This is a genomic window from Fructilactobacillus sp. X1R3C1, from assembly GCF_059901545.1.
Window position 1 is genome coordinate 15,330 of sequence record NZ_JBWXUT010000003.1, and the last position, 15,807, is coordinate 31,136.

The 15,807-nt window shown below is 39.8% G+C and carries 16 protein-coding genes; 5 read left to right on the forward strand and 11 right to left on the reverse strand.

Features of this window, described 5'->3' with window-relative positions; translation table 11 throughout:
- The first annotated feature begins 175 nt into the window (after positions 1 to 175).
- Together AC6UD8_RS04115 and cbpA are read left to right on the forward strand one after the other, a co-directional pair.
- Entirely contained in the window at positions 176 to 1,129 is a 954-nt protein-coding gene (locus AC6UD8_RS04115; RefSeq protein ID WP_500699650.1) for an L-lactate dehydrogenase, read from the forward strand.
- Between the two features lie 102 nt (positions 1,130 to 1,231).
- Positions 1,232 to 1,903 (forward strand): cyclic di-AMP binding protein CbpA, encoded by a 672-nt coding sequence (gene cbpA / locus AC6UD8_RS04120; RefSeq protein WP_500693979.1) that lies wholly within the window; start codon positions 1,232 to 1,234, stop codon positions 1,901 to 1,903.
- Positions 1,904 to 1,957: 54 nt separating this feature from the next.
- Here cbpA and AC6UD8_RS04125 read toward each other — a convergent pair whose 3' ends face one another.
- From AC6UD8_RS04125 to AC6UD8_RS04150, 6 genes are all read right to left on the reverse strand, one after another.
- Positions 1,958 to 2,329, reverse strand: coding sequence for a type II toxin-antitoxin system PemK/MazF family toxin (locus AC6UD8_RS04125; RefSeq protein WP_010022835.1), 372 nt, complete (start codon positions 2,327 to 2,329; stop codon positions 1,958 to 1,960).
- A gap of 26 nt (positions 2,330 to 2,355) precedes the next feature.
- A complete protein-coding gene (locus AC6UD8_RS04130; RefSeq protein ID WP_500693980.1) occupies positions 2,356 to 2,619 on the reverse strand; it encodes a hypothetical protein in 264 nt (87 codons plus the stop codon).
- A gap of 23 nt (positions 2,620 to 2,642) precedes the next feature.
- Positions 2,643 to 3,785 carry an alanine racemase gene (gene alr / locus AC6UD8_RS04135; RefSeq protein ID WP_500699649.1) on the reverse strand — a complete coding sequence of 381 codons (1,143 nt, stop codon included), beginning with the start codon at positions 3,783 to 3,785 and terminating at the stop codon, positions 2,643 to 2,645.
- Positions 3,786 to 3,897: 112 nt separating this feature from the next.
- Positions 3,898 to 5,388 carry a degradosome RNA helicase CshA gene (gene cshA / locus AC6UD8_RS04140; RefSeq protein WP_500699648.1) on the reverse strand — a complete coding sequence of 497 codons (1,491 nt, stop codon included), beginning with the start codon at positions 5,386 to 5,388 and terminating at the stop codon, positions 3,898 to 3,900.
- A gap of 169 nt (positions 5,389 to 5,557) precedes the next feature.
- Positions 5,558 to 6,934, reverse strand: a complete 1,377-nt coding sequence (locus AC6UD8_RS04145; protein ID WP_500699647.1) for a UDP-N-acetylmuramoyl-tripeptide--D-alanyl-D-alanine ligase — start codon at positions 6,932 to 6,934, stop codon at positions 5,558 to 5,560.
- A gap of 80 nt (positions 6,935 to 7,014) precedes the next feature.
- The gene (locus tag AC6UD8_RS04150) at positions 7,015 to 7,803 is read right to left on the reverse strand and encodes a hypothetical protein (protein WP_500693984.1); all 789 of its coding nucleotides are present in this window, start codon (positions 7,801 to 7,803) and stop codon (positions 7,015 to 7,017) included.
- 172 nt (positions 7,804 to 7,975) lie between these two features.
- Between AC6UD8_RS04150 and AC6UD8_RS04155 the strand changes: the two genes are divergently transcribed.
- A complete protein-coding gene (locus AC6UD8_RS04155; protein ID WP_500693985.1) occupies positions 7,976 to 8,485 on the forward strand; it encodes a low molecular weight protein-tyrosine-phosphatase in 510 nt (169 codons plus the stop codon).
- Positions 8,472 to 9,707: a multidrug efflux MFS transporter gene (locus AC6UD8_RS04160; RefSeq protein WP_500699646.1), complete on the forward strand. Its 1,236-nt coding sequence runs from the start codon at positions 8,472 to 8,474 to the stop codon at positions 9,705 to 9,707. Before AC6UD8_RS04155 ends, AC6UD8_RS04160 begins: the two co-directional genes overlap by 14 nt.
- A gap of 49 nt (positions 9,708 to 9,756) precedes the next feature.
- On the opposite strand, the gene AC6UD8_RS04165 is transcribed toward AC6UD8_RS04160, so the two are convergent.
- From AC6UD8_RS04165 to AC6UD8_RS04185, 5 genes are all read right to left on the reverse strand, one after another.
- Positions 9,757 to 10,008 carry a type B 50S ribosomal protein L31 gene (locus AC6UD8_RS04165; protein ID WP_500693987.1) on the reverse strand — a complete coding sequence of 84 codons (252 nt, stop codon included), beginning with the start codon at positions 10,006 to 10,008 and terminating at the stop codon, positions 9,757 to 9,759.
- 110 nt (positions 10,009 to 10,118) lie between these two features.
- Positions 10,119 to 11,393, reverse strand: coding sequence for a UDP-N-acetylglucosamine 1-carboxyvinyltransferase (murA, locus tag AC6UD8_RS04170; protein ID WP_500699645.1), 1,275 nt, complete (start codon positions 11,391 to 11,393; stop codon positions 10,119 to 10,121).
- A gap of 112 nt (positions 11,394 to 11,505) precedes the next feature.
- Entirely contained in the window at positions 11,506 to 13,125 is a 1,620-nt protein-coding gene (gene pyrG, locus AC6UD8_RS04175; protein WP_500699644.1) for a CTP synthase, read from the reverse strand.
- 145 nt (positions 13,126 to 13,270) lie between these two features.
- A complete protein-coding gene (rpoE, locus tag AC6UD8_RS04180) occupies positions 13,271 to 13,846 on the reverse strand; it encodes a DNA-directed RNA polymerase subunit delta (protein WP_500695768.1) in 576 nt (191 codons plus the stop codon).
- Between the two features lie 45 nt (positions 13,847 to 13,891).
- Entirely contained in the window at positions 13,892 to 14,326 is a 435-nt protein-coding gene (locus AC6UD8_RS04185; protein WP_500695769.1) for a YwiB family protein, read from the reverse strand.
- Positions 14,327 to 14,453: 127 nt separating this feature from the next.
- Between AC6UD8_RS04185 and AC6UD8_RS04190 the strand changes: the two genes are divergently transcribed.
- Complete coding sequence (locus AC6UD8_RS04190; protein WP_500699643.1) at positions 14,454 to 15,806, forward strand: HD domain-containing protein; 1,353 nt, start codon at positions 14,454 to 14,456, stop codon at positions 15,804 to 15,806.
- Position 15,807: the final 1 nt, after the last annotated feature.

The following is a 15,807-nucleotide window of genomic DNA, read 5'->3' on the forward strand; positions in this document are numbered from 1 at the left end:
ACCTAAAATGGCCGAAATGAATAATTACTCACTCGGCTTAATCATGTTTATTGTATCATAATAGATTAACGATTTGAGCTGATCCCGTACCATTAAGAATATGGTTCTGTATAAATAAATTCGTTCATGATATAATCGGTTTGTGAACAAACTAATTTCAAAAGGGAGAAATATTATGGCTGAAAAACACGAAAAAGTTGTTTTAGTTGGTGATGGTGCCGTTGGTTCATCATACGCATTCGCAATGATGCAACAAGGGATCGCCGAAGAATTTGTCGTTGTTGATATCGACAAAAACAGAACTGAAGGAGACGCATTGGACCTTGAAGATGCCCAACCTTTCACTTCTCCAAAAAAGATCTACTCTGGTGACTACAGTGACTGTAAAGACGCTGATTTAGTTGTGATCACTGCTGGAGCTCCACAAAAGCCCGGTGAAACTAGACTTGACCTGGTTAACAAAAACTTGAAGATTTTGACTACCATCGTTAAGCCAGTTGTTGATTCTGGTTTTGATGGAATCTTCTTAATTGCTGCTAACCCAGTTGACATTTTAACCTACGCAACCCAAAAGATTTCTGGCTTTCCTAAAAACCGTGTCTTTGGTTCAGGTACATCACTTGATACCTCACGTTTCCAAGTTGCCGTTGGTAAGAAGTTAAACGTTAACCCACAAAGCGTTAATGCTTACGTTATGGGTGAACACGGTGATTCAGAATTTGCTGATATTGATGAAGCTTCAATCGGAAACGTTCCATTGGTTGAATTTGCTAAACAAAATGGTGTTAGCAAGGACGACTTATTGAAAATGGAAGACGAAACTAGAAACAAGGCCTACGACATCATTAACAAGAAGGGTGCTACTTTCTACGGAGTTGGAACTGCTTTGATGAGAATTTCAAAGGCCATTTTAAGAGACGAAAACACCGTTTTACCAATCGGTGCCCCAATGAATGGTGAATACGGTTTGTCCGATATTTACATTGGAACTCCTGCCATTGTTAATGCTTCAGGAGTTGACAAAGTCCTTGAAGTTCCATTAAGTGATGACGAAAAAGACAAGATGAGTGCTTCAGCTAAAACTTTAAAAGAAACCATTGCTAAAGGTATGAAGACCATCAACCTTTAAAAATAAGTTTAAAAAGAACAGACATTTATGTCTGTTTTTTTATGCTCCCAGTTATTTTGTGTTAATATTAATTAGAAATTACTTATGTGAGGAGCCTTAGCCATGATTTTGCAATCTTTAGTTAAACCTAAAAGTGACCTGATTACTGTTGATGAAAACACTGATCTCGACACCGCATTAAAATTAATGGAAAAGAATCATTTTCGTTGCATTCCCGTTTTAGATGCCACTCATAAAGCCTTCAAGGGTAACATTTATCGCATGCACATCTACAAACACGAAGCCGATGGCGGCAAGATGTCCGACTCGGTTATGACCCTGATTAGAAACGAAACTAAATTTGTTAACCTGAATTCAGCTTTTTTCAAGGTCTTCTTTACGATTAAGGATCTTCCATACATTGCCGTTCTTGACGAGTTCAACAATTTTTATGGCATTTTAACTCACACGAAATTGATGGAAAGCTTGTCACAATCATGGAACGTGAAATTTGGTAGCTACGTGATTTCAGTTGTCTCACCTGGTGAACGTGGGGACTTAGAAGAGATGGCTCACATTATTACTAGATATACCGCCATTTCAAGTGTGATCAGCTTGGATTCAGTTGATCGTTCTGGTAAAACGGTCTATCGAACCATGTTTACCCTCCCGTCTAAGGTGACTAAGGATCGTCTGGACCGCATCATTGCAGCTCTAGAACGAAAGGGATTCAAAGTTCCAGAAGTTGAAGATCTAAAACAAGAATCAAAAGAAACTCCAATCGAAGAAAATTAGATACAAAAAAGAACGTGGAATAATTCCACGTTCTTTTTTGTATCTTATGTATCATCAGACTTCGTGCGTGCTCTGACTGAGCCCTAGACTTAAACTAAGACCAGCATCAACTTTTCTCATGATATCTTTACTTAAATGAGTGACATGATCTTTAAGACGCTGCTTATCAATCGTCCTAATTTGTTCTAACAGAATCACCGAACTCTTCTCAATTCCGGCATTCTGAGGTGTAATACCCACGTGAGTAGGCATCTTTGGCTTAGTAATCCGAGCCGTAATTGCGGCTACAATCACAGTGGGACTATAATGATTTCCAACGTTATTTTGGACTACCAAAACTGGTCGCATTCCACCCTGTTCAGAACCAACGACTGGAGATAAGTCTGCATAGAAAATATCGCCACGTTTAATTTCAACGTTTTCCATAGACTATTCCTTCCGCATAAATAAACTTACAACCGTGACTTCTCGTCTTCATAATTGTCAAAGAGCCGTCTTGCAATCTCATCCTCACATGGAGAATATTCATCAACAATTATTGAATTTAGATTGGCCATGATTGAGTAGCCATAAATTAAAGAATTAATTAGAGGGTCTTTATCAAACGAGTCACAGTCCATGGCAACTTTGTGGTTGTCAAAAGAAAGTCCTAGTTTGGTGAAATATTCTTCATTTTTCTGAGACCAAATAGCATCAATCGTGTATTTGTATGTCATGGAGAACTCCTCCTTACAAATAGTTACTTCAAATGATTACTTGATTTATACACCCGTGGTAATCGATCCGAATACCCACATGCAATCTCATAGTGAATGGTATGACAGTAGTCGGCAACGTCTTGGAGAGTAATAGTATGACCGTGATCAGTTCCCACCAAGGTCACCTTTGTTCCAATTGGCAACTGATGTGGTAACTTCACCATCAGTTGATCCATACATACTCTTCCGACAATTGGACAATACTGTCCATCTACTAGAAGTGAAAATCCCTGCATCGAGCGACGAACTCCGTCTGCATATCCAACAGGAACCGTTCCAATCCACTCCTTTGAGTTGGATGTATAAGTTGCACCGTATCCAATTGAACGACCAGCATTAACTTCTTTAACGTAAACTAACTCACTGGTAAAGCTCAGTGCTGGTTTCAACTTAAATGGTGAAGCAATCTCAACCCCCGATGGATTCAAACCATAGCCAGCCACTCCAAAGCGGACCATGTTTCCACCCGCTGCTTTATGCCACATACTAGTAGCTGAATTTGCCACGTGAACATAACGAGGTTTATCGGGAATCGCAGTCATCAATTCGTTAAAATTATCCAATTGATACTTAAAATAATCATCATTAGCGCTATCTGCGGTAGAAAAATGAGTAAATACTCCCTCAAAGTCAATATACTCGCTAGTTCGGTTCAACTCAACTATTGCATCTCTAACTTCTGAAACAGTTTGGAGTCCGATCCTTCCCATTCCGGTATCCAAAGCCAAATGAACCCTAATCTTGTTCTTTAATTTCAGTTGCTCAGCTAACTTAGCTGCCTGCTTAATCCAATCAATCGAACTCACCGTAACCGAAACATTGTACTTCGCAATTAATGGAACATTTGAAAGGTCACAAAGACCCAAAACAAGAATGGGTTCAGACACAAATCCAGCTTCTCGAAGCTGAATTGCTTCGTCTAAAATGGCAACACAAAAACCAGTAGCTCCTGCTTGTTTAGCAATCCTCGCCACTTGAACCGCACCGTGTCCATAAGCATTAGCTTTGACGACCATGAATAGATCCGACTTGGCATCCAATCGTTTTCGTTCCTCACTAATGTTATGAAAAATGGCATCTTCATCAATAACTAGTTGTGCATTTCGATTTCTTCCCACTGCCATAACGTATACTTCCTCGAATAAAGTACTATCTAATTATTCTTTGATAATTATTATAACACTTAATAAATTAATTTTCTAAATAAAAGAGAGAACCAAGAAGGCTCTCTCTTTGCTACTTATTCTTAATAACAAAATTCTTTGATTTACCGTGGTTACCACCATTATGACCTCGTGAATCACGACGTCTTGAGTCGTGACCACCGCGATGATTGCCAAAGCGTTTGTGACTGTTCCGGTCATTTCTCTTACCGCGATAACCGCCACCACGATGACCACCAAAGCCACCATGATTTTTAAGTGGTTTTTCGGCCGTAATGTGAACCTTAACCTGATCTCTTGTCATGTCATTCAAAAGAGCAGAAACCAAATCGACACTGTCATACTTTTCAAGGAGCTTTTTTGCGACCTGCTCAAACTTGGCAGTATCCGTCTTCTTTACTAACTTTTCAATATCATCTTCAGCAAATTTTAACTGACCAGCAAGGGCTTCGTCTTCTGAAGGTGGCTTTAAAGGAAGCATCCTTACCTTGGTAAGTCGTTCAATTCCTCTTAAATAACTCATCTCATTTGGAGTGACAAACGTTACTGAGGTACCATGATGACCGGCACGACCAGTTCGTCCAATTCGATGGACATAACTTTCTGGATCTTGTGGAATATCAAAGTTATAAACGTAAGTGACACCCGAAACATCAATTCCTCTAGCAGCCACATCAGTAGCCACTAAATAATTAATCTTGTCGTTCTTAAATTCGTTCATAATCTGAGTTCGCCGTTTTTGGGTTAAATCACCGTGAAGACCGGCTGCCCGATAACCACGCGCAATCAATCCCTTAGAAACTTCGTCGACTCGTCGTTTAGTTCGACAAAATACGATGGTAACCTTAGGTGTTTGAACGTCAAACAAACGGGTCATCGTGTCAAACTTTTCGTTATCTTTAACCTTAACGTAGTACTGATCAACTAGGTCAGTGGTTAATTCCTTCGACTTAACCGTGATCTGCTTTGGATCTCTCATGAACTGAACCCCAACTCGTTTGATTGGTGCTGGCATGGTTGCTGAGAAAAGCAAAGTTTGCCGATCTTCTGGAATGTTCTTAATGATGCTTTCAATATCATCTAAGAATCCCATGTTAAGCATTTCGTCGGCTTCATCTAACACTAAGTACTTAACGTGTCCTAGTTTTAAGGTGCGACGATTAATGTGATCAAGAATTCGTCCTGGAGTTCCCACCACAATCTGTGGCTTCTTCTTCAAATCTCTAATTTGCTGGCGAATATCTGAACCACCATAAACTACTTGAACTCGAGCTCCTTCAACGCCACCAAGACGTTGCATCTCTTTTTGCGTTTGAATGGCAAGTTCTCTAGTTGGTGAAATTACAAGTGCCTGCACATCTGGATTATTCAGATCGATTTCTTGCAGGATTGGAAGGGCAAACGCAGCCGTTTTCCCAGTTCCAGTTTGAGCCTGTCCAATAACATCCTGACCCTTTAACAATAATGGAATTGTCTGAGCCTGAATTGGAGTGGGTTCGTCAAAGCCTGATTTTTCCACGGCTTTTAATAGACTATCAGATAGTCCTAAATCTTTAAACTTCAAATGTGTTCCTCCTATTGAAACTACAATTGTGAATTCAATGATTTGCTTGGAAAAAATCCGTTTTCCATAATGCGCAAATCGTCTGATTCACATTTATTTCTATATTCTTCAGCGATTACGTGTCTAAAACATATTACACCATCTGGCCTAATTTCACAAACCGAAGAACCTATTCTAACGCTTTTAAAACTCGTTCTAAGTGAATTCCGTGACTCCCTTTTAACAAGACTTCATCCCCAGTAGATAACTGGGAGTCTAGGCTTTTAGCTAATTGATCAAGCTGATCAACCGGATAATAATGGAGGGCATTTTGATTGGGATATTTTTTTTGCAACATTTGATATAAAGACTTCATAAGTGGTCCAACTAGGTAAACCTGGTTAATCAATTGCGGATCGATTGCATCAGAAATATCCTCATGCATCTCCACTCCCTTATCACCAAGTTCCAGCATGTCACCTAAAACTGCAACTCGCTTCCCTTGTAAATGAGTGGATTGAAACGCCTTTAAAACGGCTTTTAGAGCTGATGGGTTCGAATTATATACGTCACTTAAAATCATTTCACCATTTTGACCTTTAACCCATTCAGTTCGATTATTAGTAAAACTGGCATGGTCTAGTGCTGATTTCATGTTGGCCGGCAGGATTTCCGCTAGTTCACCAACTTCAATGGAAGCAAGGGCATTGTTGACGTTGTAGTCACCAATTAGCGGAATGGTGAATTTCATGTTTCCAAACCGATTGGTCTTAAACGTCGTTTCGTGGTCGCCGTCATAGACATCCTTTGGGTAAATATCGTTAGTGTCTTTTCTTCCAAAGGTCAACTTTTCAACGTCAAGTGATTTAGCCCGTTCGTTTAATAAGGGTTCATCACCGTCATAGACAAACACCCCATCTGGCCTAAGTCCATGGGTAATCTCCATTTTGGCATCCGCAATCTTAGCACGGGTTCCGAAAAACTCAATATGAGCTTCCCCAATCATGGTAATGACGGCGATGTCAGGCTTAACTAGCTTACTTAAAAAGTCAAGTTGGCCGGGTCGATCCATCCCCATCTCTACCACCAAATATTCTGTGTTAGATTCCATGGAAAGGATCGTAATTGGGACTCCAATCTCATTATTAAAGTTAGCCTGCGTCTTAGTAACATTAAACTGAGTGGCAAGAATTGAAGCAATCATGTCTTTAGTAGTGGTCTTGCCATTACTTCCGGTAATTGCCACCACTTTAGGGTTAATCTTATTTAAATAGTGTCGACTGAGATCCTGTAGGGCTTTTAGTGTGTCATCGACTAAAATAACCGGAAAATCCTTCGGAACATCACTAATTCGACTTTGACTCCAAAACGTTGCGTTAGCCCCGTTTTTGATGGCACTAGCAATGAAATCGTGCCCATCGTGATTCCCAGTGAGTGGAACAAAAAGATCATGCGGTTTTAACTTCCGACTATCAAACGAAACTCCCGTTATTTCAACGTTTTCGTATTTTTTTGAATTCAAGTCACCATTAACGGATTTTGCAACCTCTAAAAGGTTCATTTTCATAACAAAAACTCCTCTTAATTCGATGTAAATGCATTTAAAGTATATCAGAAAAAAATCAATAAAAAAGCGACTCAGCTGGTTTAAACCAAATCGTTTAATTCTCCCTCATCATCAACGTCTCTTTGAAGTTCCCACGTTTTAGTGGAAATATCATAAGTAATTTGACCAACTTTAAAGGCTCCACTTTTCAACTGGTCATAAGAGTTCCAAATTACCTTTGGAGATCGTTTTTTGTGTCTCATTAAGGGAATCTCAAGCTTCGGTCTCTTCACAACTATCATATCATACGGAATAATAACTCCTGTAATTCCCAGTTTTAACAACTTGGTCATGGTACGTTCGTCGATATCCCTAAACGGCACTGACTTTACGAACATTCGTCTACTGTTCCACTGCTTTTTTAGATGCCGTTTAATGCAGACAGCTAAAATTTGATTAATGACACTAAAATGACGCATGTATACCTTTGTAAAGCCAGTGGATTCACCCAAAAACACAAATTGATTCTTCAATTTAACCGAAAACGGACTCGTTTGATTGAGTGGGATACCCATGTGACTCAAGTACAATAAATCTGCGATTTCATCCTCATTTAAAGAGTCCAAATCCTCCCGGTTTCTAAAATCAACCCATTTCTTGGTACTAATTTTATTGTTAATCATGTACTCTCTAATTTCATTTTGACCGGTAATTAAATCAAATTTAGTGGACATATTGAAATCATTTGCGTAACGATAATCATCATTTAACAAAATAATATTTTGGGGATCGTTCTTAATTCCGTTTAAAAAATCCGACGGAAGAATTCCCCAACTGTAGGCAAAATTTTTAACTGGATTAACCTGAAAATACACTGTGTTAATTAACATATTTGTCTTGCTCCAATCCCTATTACCCCTTTCACCATAAAATAAGATTTTAATAACCATTTTTCCAACTCACGTCATTTTCTTACGTTATAATTAGCATTCATTTTTATATATATGGAGTTCAATTACTGTTAATATAGTAATAACGATTTAAATTTCGGGAGTGTGGATTATGAAAAAAACTAACGTTTTATTTGTCTGCTTGGGGAACATATGTCGATCTCCCATGGCAGAAGCAATGTTTAAAAAAATGCTTATAAATAAAGGACTTTCAAATCATTATTCAGTAAGTTCAGCTGCCACCGAAAACGATGAGGCAGGTAGTCGTCCTCATCCTGGTGCTCAAAAAACCATGGACGCTCATCACTTGGATTATAGTGGGAAACAATCCCATCCAATCACCGCTTACGACATCGATAATGCTGATTACATTATTACCATGGATGACTACAATATCAGTGATCTTAAAAAGATGATTCCCAAAAGTCAATGGAATAAGCTTCATTTATGCATGGACATTGTTCCCGGTAAAAAGGGAGTCAACATCGTTGATCCTTGGTATACCCATCGATTTGAGGATACCTATCAAATGCTGGATCAATCTTTGCCCTTGTGGCTAAAGTACATGCAAGAACATCATAACAGCAAACAGGAAGGAAGCGAATCATTTGAATCAGAATAAAGCCCCAATCTCTGATCCGGTTCCTTCAGAAATATGGCACAAAAACCTAGTAGCACTATGGTTTGGGATGTTCATGAATGGATTAGGTTTTAGTGAAGTCATGCCTTTTCTCTCCTTGTTCATCGCTACCCTAGGCCACTATAATTCTAGTCAACTAAGTATCTATAGTGGGCTTGCTTTCTCAGCCTCTTTCATTGTTACCGCCGTCGTCTCTCCCATTTGGGGATCTTTGGCTGACAGATACGGACGAAAAGTGATGCTTTTACGAGCATCACTTGGAATGGCAATCTGTCTAATATTGATGGGCTTTGTTACTGCTGTTTGGCAGTTAATTGCCCTTCGATTTATTCAAGGAATCTTCTCTGGATACATGAGCAATGCCAACGCCTTACTTGCGACTCAGGTACCAAAACGAGAAAGTGGGAAAGCCCTTGGAATTTTAACCACCGGCAACGTCTCAGGAACCCTTTTTGGTCCCTTCATTGGCGGAATCTTAGCTTCTGTCTTTAGTTATCGTCTTACCTTCTTCATTACTGGTGGTTTACTCATTTCCGTCTTTTTTGTCACGCTATTTTTCGTTAAAGAACACTTTAAACCGGTTGCAAAAGAAGATAACCTATCTACCAAACAGGTTATTTTCGAACTTTCAAACGTCAAACTGATTTTTGGAATGTTCTTGACCACCCTGATTATTCAAGCCTCTAATTTCTCCATTTCACCCATTCTGTCACTGTACGTCAAAGAAATCATGCACAATAGTCCTCAAGTTACCTTTTACAGTGGAATTGTTGCCGCAGTTCCGGGAATTGCCACGCTTTTTGCCGCCCCCAAACTGGGAGCATTAGGCGATCGAATCGGGACTTCAAAAATTATGCTAGGCGGTTTCATCTTTGCCATCTTGGTCTACATCCCCATGGCGTTTGTAACCAACGTCTGGGAATTAATGGGACTCAGATTTCTGATTGGAATCTCCAACGCCTGTATGTTACCTGCCGTTCAAACCATTTTAGCTAAAAACACCCCATCTAACGTTACTGGTCGGATTTTTAGCTGGAACCAGTCCATGCAAGCAGCTGGAAACTGTATCGGACCCATCATCGGCTCCATTGTTTCTTCTTTGTTTGATTACTCAAGTGTGTTCATTTCAACCGCAATCCTTGTCTTCATTAACTTCTTGTTAGTATTAAACGAAACCAGAAACGAACAGAAGACCGTAAACTAAATTTAGACAAAAAAAGAGCCAACTAGAAGTTGGCTCTTTTTATTTATTATTATTTGTCGGCAAGACCATATTTCTTGTTGAAACGATCGACCGCACCATCTGCTTGGTTGAACTTTTGCTTACCAGTGTAGAATGGATGTGAATCAGATGAAATTTCAACTCGGATTAATGGATAAGTGTTGCCGTCGTCCATTTTGACGGTTTCATCAGAGGTTGCAGTTGAACCAGTAATGAACTTAAATCCAGTACTTGAATCTTGAAAAACAACTTGATGAAAATCTGGATGAATTCCTTTTTTCATAATATTTCGCTCCTTTTGCCCTAAACACAGTTCAGAGATTGATTATCGAATATAACATCAACCATAATAGCTTAACATTATTTTTTGACGTACGCAATAGGACCCAGGAGTTAGTCGTCCTGGTCAATCATCTGGACGTTAGCGTGTAGATTGGTTAATTTATTAGTAATATTATCATATCCGCGTAAAATATTGTCCGCATTTTCAATGACGGTCTTACCACTAGCCATCAGCCCAGCAATGACCAAGGATGCCCCAGCGCGGATCTCTCCGGCTTGAACCGTTGTCCCATGGAGGTTCTCACTCTTACTGATAATAATTGAATTATCAGTTGGATTGACCTTGATATTAGCCCCCATCTTCTGGAGCTGGGCAATGTGATTCTGACGTTCCGGATAAATCGTATCGTGAATCACACTATCCTCGTCTGCTTTAAACAGCATGGGGGTAATTGGTTGTTGTAAATCCGTCGCAAATCCTGGAAACGGTGCCGTTTTAATCTCGATACCATTTAATTTCCCAGTCTTTGGAACATAAATACTGTCTTCGCCAACTTCTAATTGAACGCCGGCTTCAATCAACTTAGCTGTGTAGGCTTGTAAATGCTCAGGAATTACGTTCTTAACGTTAATTCCCTTCCCAACAGCGGCGGCTAACGTCAAGTATGTCCCCGCTTCAATTCGATCAGGGATAATCGTATGCGTCGCCTTGGCCTGGAGATGATCAACGCCTTGAATCCTGATGACGTCGGTCCCAGCTCCTCTGATCTTAGCTCCCATACTATTCAAAAATGATGCAATATCAATAATTTCCGGTTCTTTAGCGGCATTACTAATGGTAGTAACCCCATTAGCCTTTACCGCTGCCAGAATCGTGTTGATCGTTGCTCCAACCGAGACCATGTCAAAGAAAATTGAAGCCCCATGAAGTCCATTTTCCGTTGCATTAATATCGACCGAATCATCACTTTCATTGACTTCTGCACCCAAGGCCTTAAAGGCGCGAATGTGCTGGTCAATTGGCCGTGGTCCGATATTGTCTCCACCAGGGAAACTAATCGTGGCACGATGAAACTTGCCAAGAAGCGCTCCCATAAAATAATAGGAAGCACGTAGACTTTTAATTGCTTTACCGGGCAACTCACCCTCAAGTATACTAGTTGGATCAATGTTTAAGACACCATCTGAAAAATCAGATGTTACGTTCATCGACTGGAGGATTAGCATGAGATTATGCACATCCAAGATATCGGGAACCATGTCAAGTTCCACTGGACTATCCGCCAAAATAGCGGCCGGTATCAAAGCGACCGTACTATTCTTAGCTCCGCCAACGGTGACGTCGCCATATAGAGGATGTCCTCCTGATATTTTTAGTATCGTCATAATTGGTAATCCTCACTTATATCATATCTTTTAATAATAATCATAGGAAAGTTTTCACCAAAACACAATACAAAATCAGAAATTATTTTATTAAGATTATAAAGAAGCCTGGTTACTTCTTGTGATTATGCATGTGTTCTTTGTCGGCAGCGGCGACAAACGCCTTGAATAATCCCTCGGGACGATTTGGCCGTGATAAAAATTCGGGGTGGTATTGTGCTGCAACATAAAATTTATTGGCTGGAACTTCGACCACTTCAACCAAGTGATCATCTGGTGAGGTCCCAGAAATAACTAAGCCAGCATCTTCCAAGTCTTTTCTAAATTTATTATTAAATTCATAACGATGACGATGACGCTCTGAAATTTCCTTTTTGTTGTCGTATGCGGCGGCGGCTTTACTCCCTGCTTTTAACTTAGTCTTATAAGCACCCAAGCGTTGGGTTCCACCAGCATCAGTAACATCATTTTGATCGGCCATGAGATCAATCACATTGTGCTTAGTTTGCGGATCAAATTCAGTTGAGTTGGCATCCTTATAACCCACAACGTCTCTAGCATATTCGATGGTAGCAATCTGCATTCCAAGGCAAACACCTAAATAAGGAACATCATTTTCTCTAGCATATCGAGCGGCTTGAATCATTCCTTCGACCCCTCGATTACCAAATCCACCAGGAACCAAGATTCCGTCCATTCCCTTTAACTTCTTAGAAACGTTGTCTCTGTTAATCGTACCCGCATCAACCATGTGAATGTTAACCTTATCGTCAGCAGCATAACCAGCATGTTTTAAAGCTTCATTCACGGACAAGTAGGCATCATTTAGATCAACATACTTACCAACAATGGCAATGTTAACCTCGCCCTTGAGATTTCTGATGTGCTTCTCCATCTTCTTCCAATCTTTCATGTCAGCCTCTGGAGCTTTAACGTTAAAGTGCTTTAAAATCTCATCGTCCATGTCTTGTTTTTGAAAACTAAGCGGGATTTGGTACAAGTTAGGAGCATCGATGGACTCGATGATATCCTTAACCGGAACATCACAGAACATGGCAATTTTTTTCTTCATCTCATCACTAACTGGTTTCTCAGCACGAAGAACCAACATATCGGGTTGAATGCCAATTCCCCTTAATTCTTTAACACTGTGCTGGGTTGGTTTGGTTTTCATTTCCTTTGCGGCGTGCAGGTACGGAACAAGCGTAACGTGAATATAAAAAGTATTCTCATCACCGACTTCATGTTTCATCTGACGGATGGCTTCCAAAAACGGTAGGGACTCGATGTCTCCAACCGTTCCACCAATTTCTGAAATAACGATATCAGCGTCCGTGCTTTGAGCGGCACTCATAATCTTTTGTTTAATCATTCCAGTAATGTGAGGGATGACCTGAACGGTTCTCCCAAGATAATCTCCGTGACGTTCTTTTCTTAAAACTTCTTCATAGATTTTACCGGTCGTAAAGTTAGAGTACTTGTTTAAATTGTTATCAATAAAACGTTCGTAATGACCTAAATCAAGATCAGTTTCAGCACCATCATCGGTAACAAAGACTTCTCCGTGTTGATAAGGATTCATTGTTCCCGGATCAATGTTGATATATGGATCAAATTTTTGGATCGTAACGTTAAAACCACGATTCTTCAATAGTCTTCCGATTGAAGCCGAAACAATTCCCTTTCCTAAGGAAGAAACTACTCCACCGGTTACAAAAATATACTTAGTCATGCTTAACTCCTCCATCAAATTTAGGTTACAACATAAAAAAAGCTCCCCATTCATTGAATAGGGAGCGGTTACTTATTCCAAATACTTCACATGTCTGTAAAGTGCCCAAATAGTATGTTAAGTGATTCTACATAATTAGTCAAGTTTAATCATTGTCGTCGTCATCATCTTTTTTATCGTCATCGTCATCTGGATTGACCTCTGAGAGGTCGCCTTCAACACCATCATCATCGTCAATGGCGTCATCATCAGTATCAGGATTTTCTTCATCAAGATCCTTATGATACTTATCCTTGTCGTCAGGGGTATCATCAAAATCATCCTGATCTTCTGGATCATCGTTATCATAGTCGATCACGTCATCATCGTCAGCTGCATCAGCCATAAAAGCATTCACCTTACGATGCTTTTTGGGAGTATTACCGTTGTCTTCTTCACCTTCATTGATGGTGGCTTCGTTAATGGATTCATATGGGTACCAAGTACGAAGACCCCAAACGTTATTGCCAAGGGAAATAAAACTCCCATCAACATTAAGGTCTGTGTAGAATTGAGGTAAACGATCACGAATTACTTGGTTGCTGTCCCCCAAGTATTTTTGTACTTCGTTGGTTAAATCAACGAATGACATGGTTTTACCAGCATCAGCTAAAATTGCATGAGCCACTTCAACCATTGATAATTCGCTTTTATCTTGCTTGTCTAATTCTTTAAGTTCCAATTCGACCACGCCTTTCTAGATTCCTAACAGACTAATAATACTAGTTTAACATTTAAATTGCAATTTGACTCGATAGTCGCCGACTTTCTGTCCGTCGGTGTACAACTCATAGTTAATCTCAATCATTTGCCATCCGTTTTTATCATCTCTAGATTGCTTAATGCTAGTGGTATGTGCCCCAATTTTCAAATTACCAAATGGCGTTCGGTACAAGTCTTCGATTGTTTCGTTCGGTTTAAAATGAAGTTCAAGATGATTTTTGCCAGCACGAGTTAACCGAATCGCATTTTTTCCAATCCGGTAGGTGACAGGAACGTCCGGTTGTCCGTCAACGTGTTCAACGTAACGTAAATAACGATAGCCGTTGAGCATAACTAGTTGCCCATTTTCTTTAAAATGATGGTGTTCGACGTTTTCGTCCTGTTTTATTTCGATTGCAATCTCAACTTGAACTTTTTCGATCTTTTCGTTTTCTGTCAAAAATATCACCTCACAAATTTGATTTTACGCCGTTAGCAATGGAAATGCACTAACTTTGAGTTTGTCATGACGTTTATTTTTATTTCAGTTATAATGAAGAGAGATTAGTATAAGTGGAGGTCTTTTATTGAAGTATTACAATCAACCATTGAAATATGACAAAGTTTTTCGTGACCCAGTTCTGGGTCACGTTTACGTTGAACACCAAGTAATTCTCGATCTCATTAATACACCTGAATTTCAACGTCTAAGACGAATCAAGCAGTTAGGAACTACTTCATTAACCTTTCACGGAGCAGAACACACCCGATTTAGCCACTCTTTAGGAGTGTATGAAATTACTAGACGAATTTGTGATAATTTTAAGCGAAATTATCCGTCTAAAAAAGCGGGTGATGGCTTATGGGACGATTCAGAACGAATCGTGGCCCTGTGTGCCGCCCTACTTCACGACGTTGGTCATGGAGCTTATTCACATACGTTTGAACACATTTTTCACACCAATCACGAACAGATTACCCAGCAAATCATCACTTCAAACGAAACGGAAATTAACCACGTTTTAAGTGAGGTCGGTCCCGATTTTCCCGAACGCGTTGCCAGTGTCATTAACAAGACCTATGACAATCCGCAAGTCGTCCAAATGATTTCAAGTCAAGTTGATGCCGATCGGATGGACTACCTTCTAAGCGATTCATATTACACCGGAGCACAATACGGTAATTTTGATTTGGATCGGATTCTTCAGGTGATGCGTCCGTACTCTGGTGGGATTTGTTTTCGGGCAAGTGGTTTACATGCGATTGAGTACTACATTGTTTGTCGTTTTCAAATGTATCAACAAGTATACTTCCATCCCGTCTCACGTTCGATGGAGGTTATTTTAAGTCACCTACTGATGCGGGCGAAAGAATTAGCGTTACAACCTAAGAGCACCTTTAAGCCTAGTCTTTTAATGCCAATCTTTTCTAATAACTACTCCCTAGATGATTATTTACAAATTGACGATGGGGTGCTTAACACCTACTTCGTCATGTGGCGCAAATCAGAAGATCCGGTTCTCTCTGACCTCGCCAAACGTTTCTTAAATCGGCGTCCCTTTAAATCCGCTAAATACAATGATCAGACGGAATTTTTAATCCCTAAGCTACAAAAGATCATTGAAAAAGCCGGATTTAATCCAAAGTACTACACTGCCACTGACAACAGTTTTGATCAGCCCTATGATGTCTACGATCCCAAAAGTAAACATCAAAACGCCCAGATTGAACTGATGGAAAATGATGGTAATTTGGTAGAACTTTCTCAGGCTAGTGACCTAGTTCGTGCCATTACCGGAAAACTAATTGGTGACAAGCGTTTTTTCTTTCCACGTGAAATGCTTAAGCCAACAAAAAACGTTGAACTTTTTCAACCTTTATACGATGAATTTCAAAAATACATTGATAATGACAACCTTATAATTCCAAAGGAGAACTAAC

Coding starts and splice junctions, on each gene's coding strand:
- pyrG (WP_500699644.1), bottom strand. CDS start 13,125: ATGACTAAGTATATTTTTGTAACCGGTGGAGTAGTTTCTTCCTTAGGA.
- AC6UD8_RS04125 (WP_010022835.1), bottom strand. CDS start 2,329: ATGGAAAACGTTGAAATTAAACGTGGCGATATTTTCTATGCAGACTTA.
- murA (WP_500699645.1), bottom strand. CDS start 11,393: ATGACGATACTAAAAATATCAGGAGGACATCCTCTATATGGCGACGTC.
- AC6UD8_RS04130 (WP_500693980.1), bottom strand. CDS start 2,619: ATGACATACAAATACACGATTGATGCTATTTGGTCTCAGAAAAATGAA.
- AC6UD8_RS04165 (WP_500693987.1), bottom strand. CDS start 10,008: ATGAAAAAAGGAATTCATCCAGATTTTCATCAAGTTGTTTTTCAAGAT.
- AC6UD8_RS04150 (WP_500693984.1), bottom strand. CDS start 7,803: ATGTTAATTAACACAGTGTATTTTCAGGTTAATCCAGTTAAAAATTTT.
- AC6UD8_RS04145 (WP_500699647.1), bottom strand. CDS start 6,934: ATGAAAATGAACCTTTTAGAGGTTGCAAAATCCGTTAATGGTGACTTG.
- alr (WP_500699649.1), bottom strand. CDS start 3,785: ATGGCAGTGGGAAGAAATCGAAATGCACAACTAGTTATTGATGAAGAT.
- AC6UD8_RS04155 (WP_500693985.1), top strand. CDS start 7,976: ATGAAAAAAACTAACGTTTTATTTGTCTGCTTGGGGAACATATGTCGA.
- cbpA (WP_500693979.1), top strand. CDS start 1,232: ATGATTTTGCAATCTTTAGTTAAACCTAAAAGTGACCTGATTACTGTT.
- AC6UD8_RS04115 (WP_500699650.1), top strand. CDS start 176: ATGGCTGAAAAACACGAAAAAGTTGTTTTAGTTGGTGATGGTGCCGTT.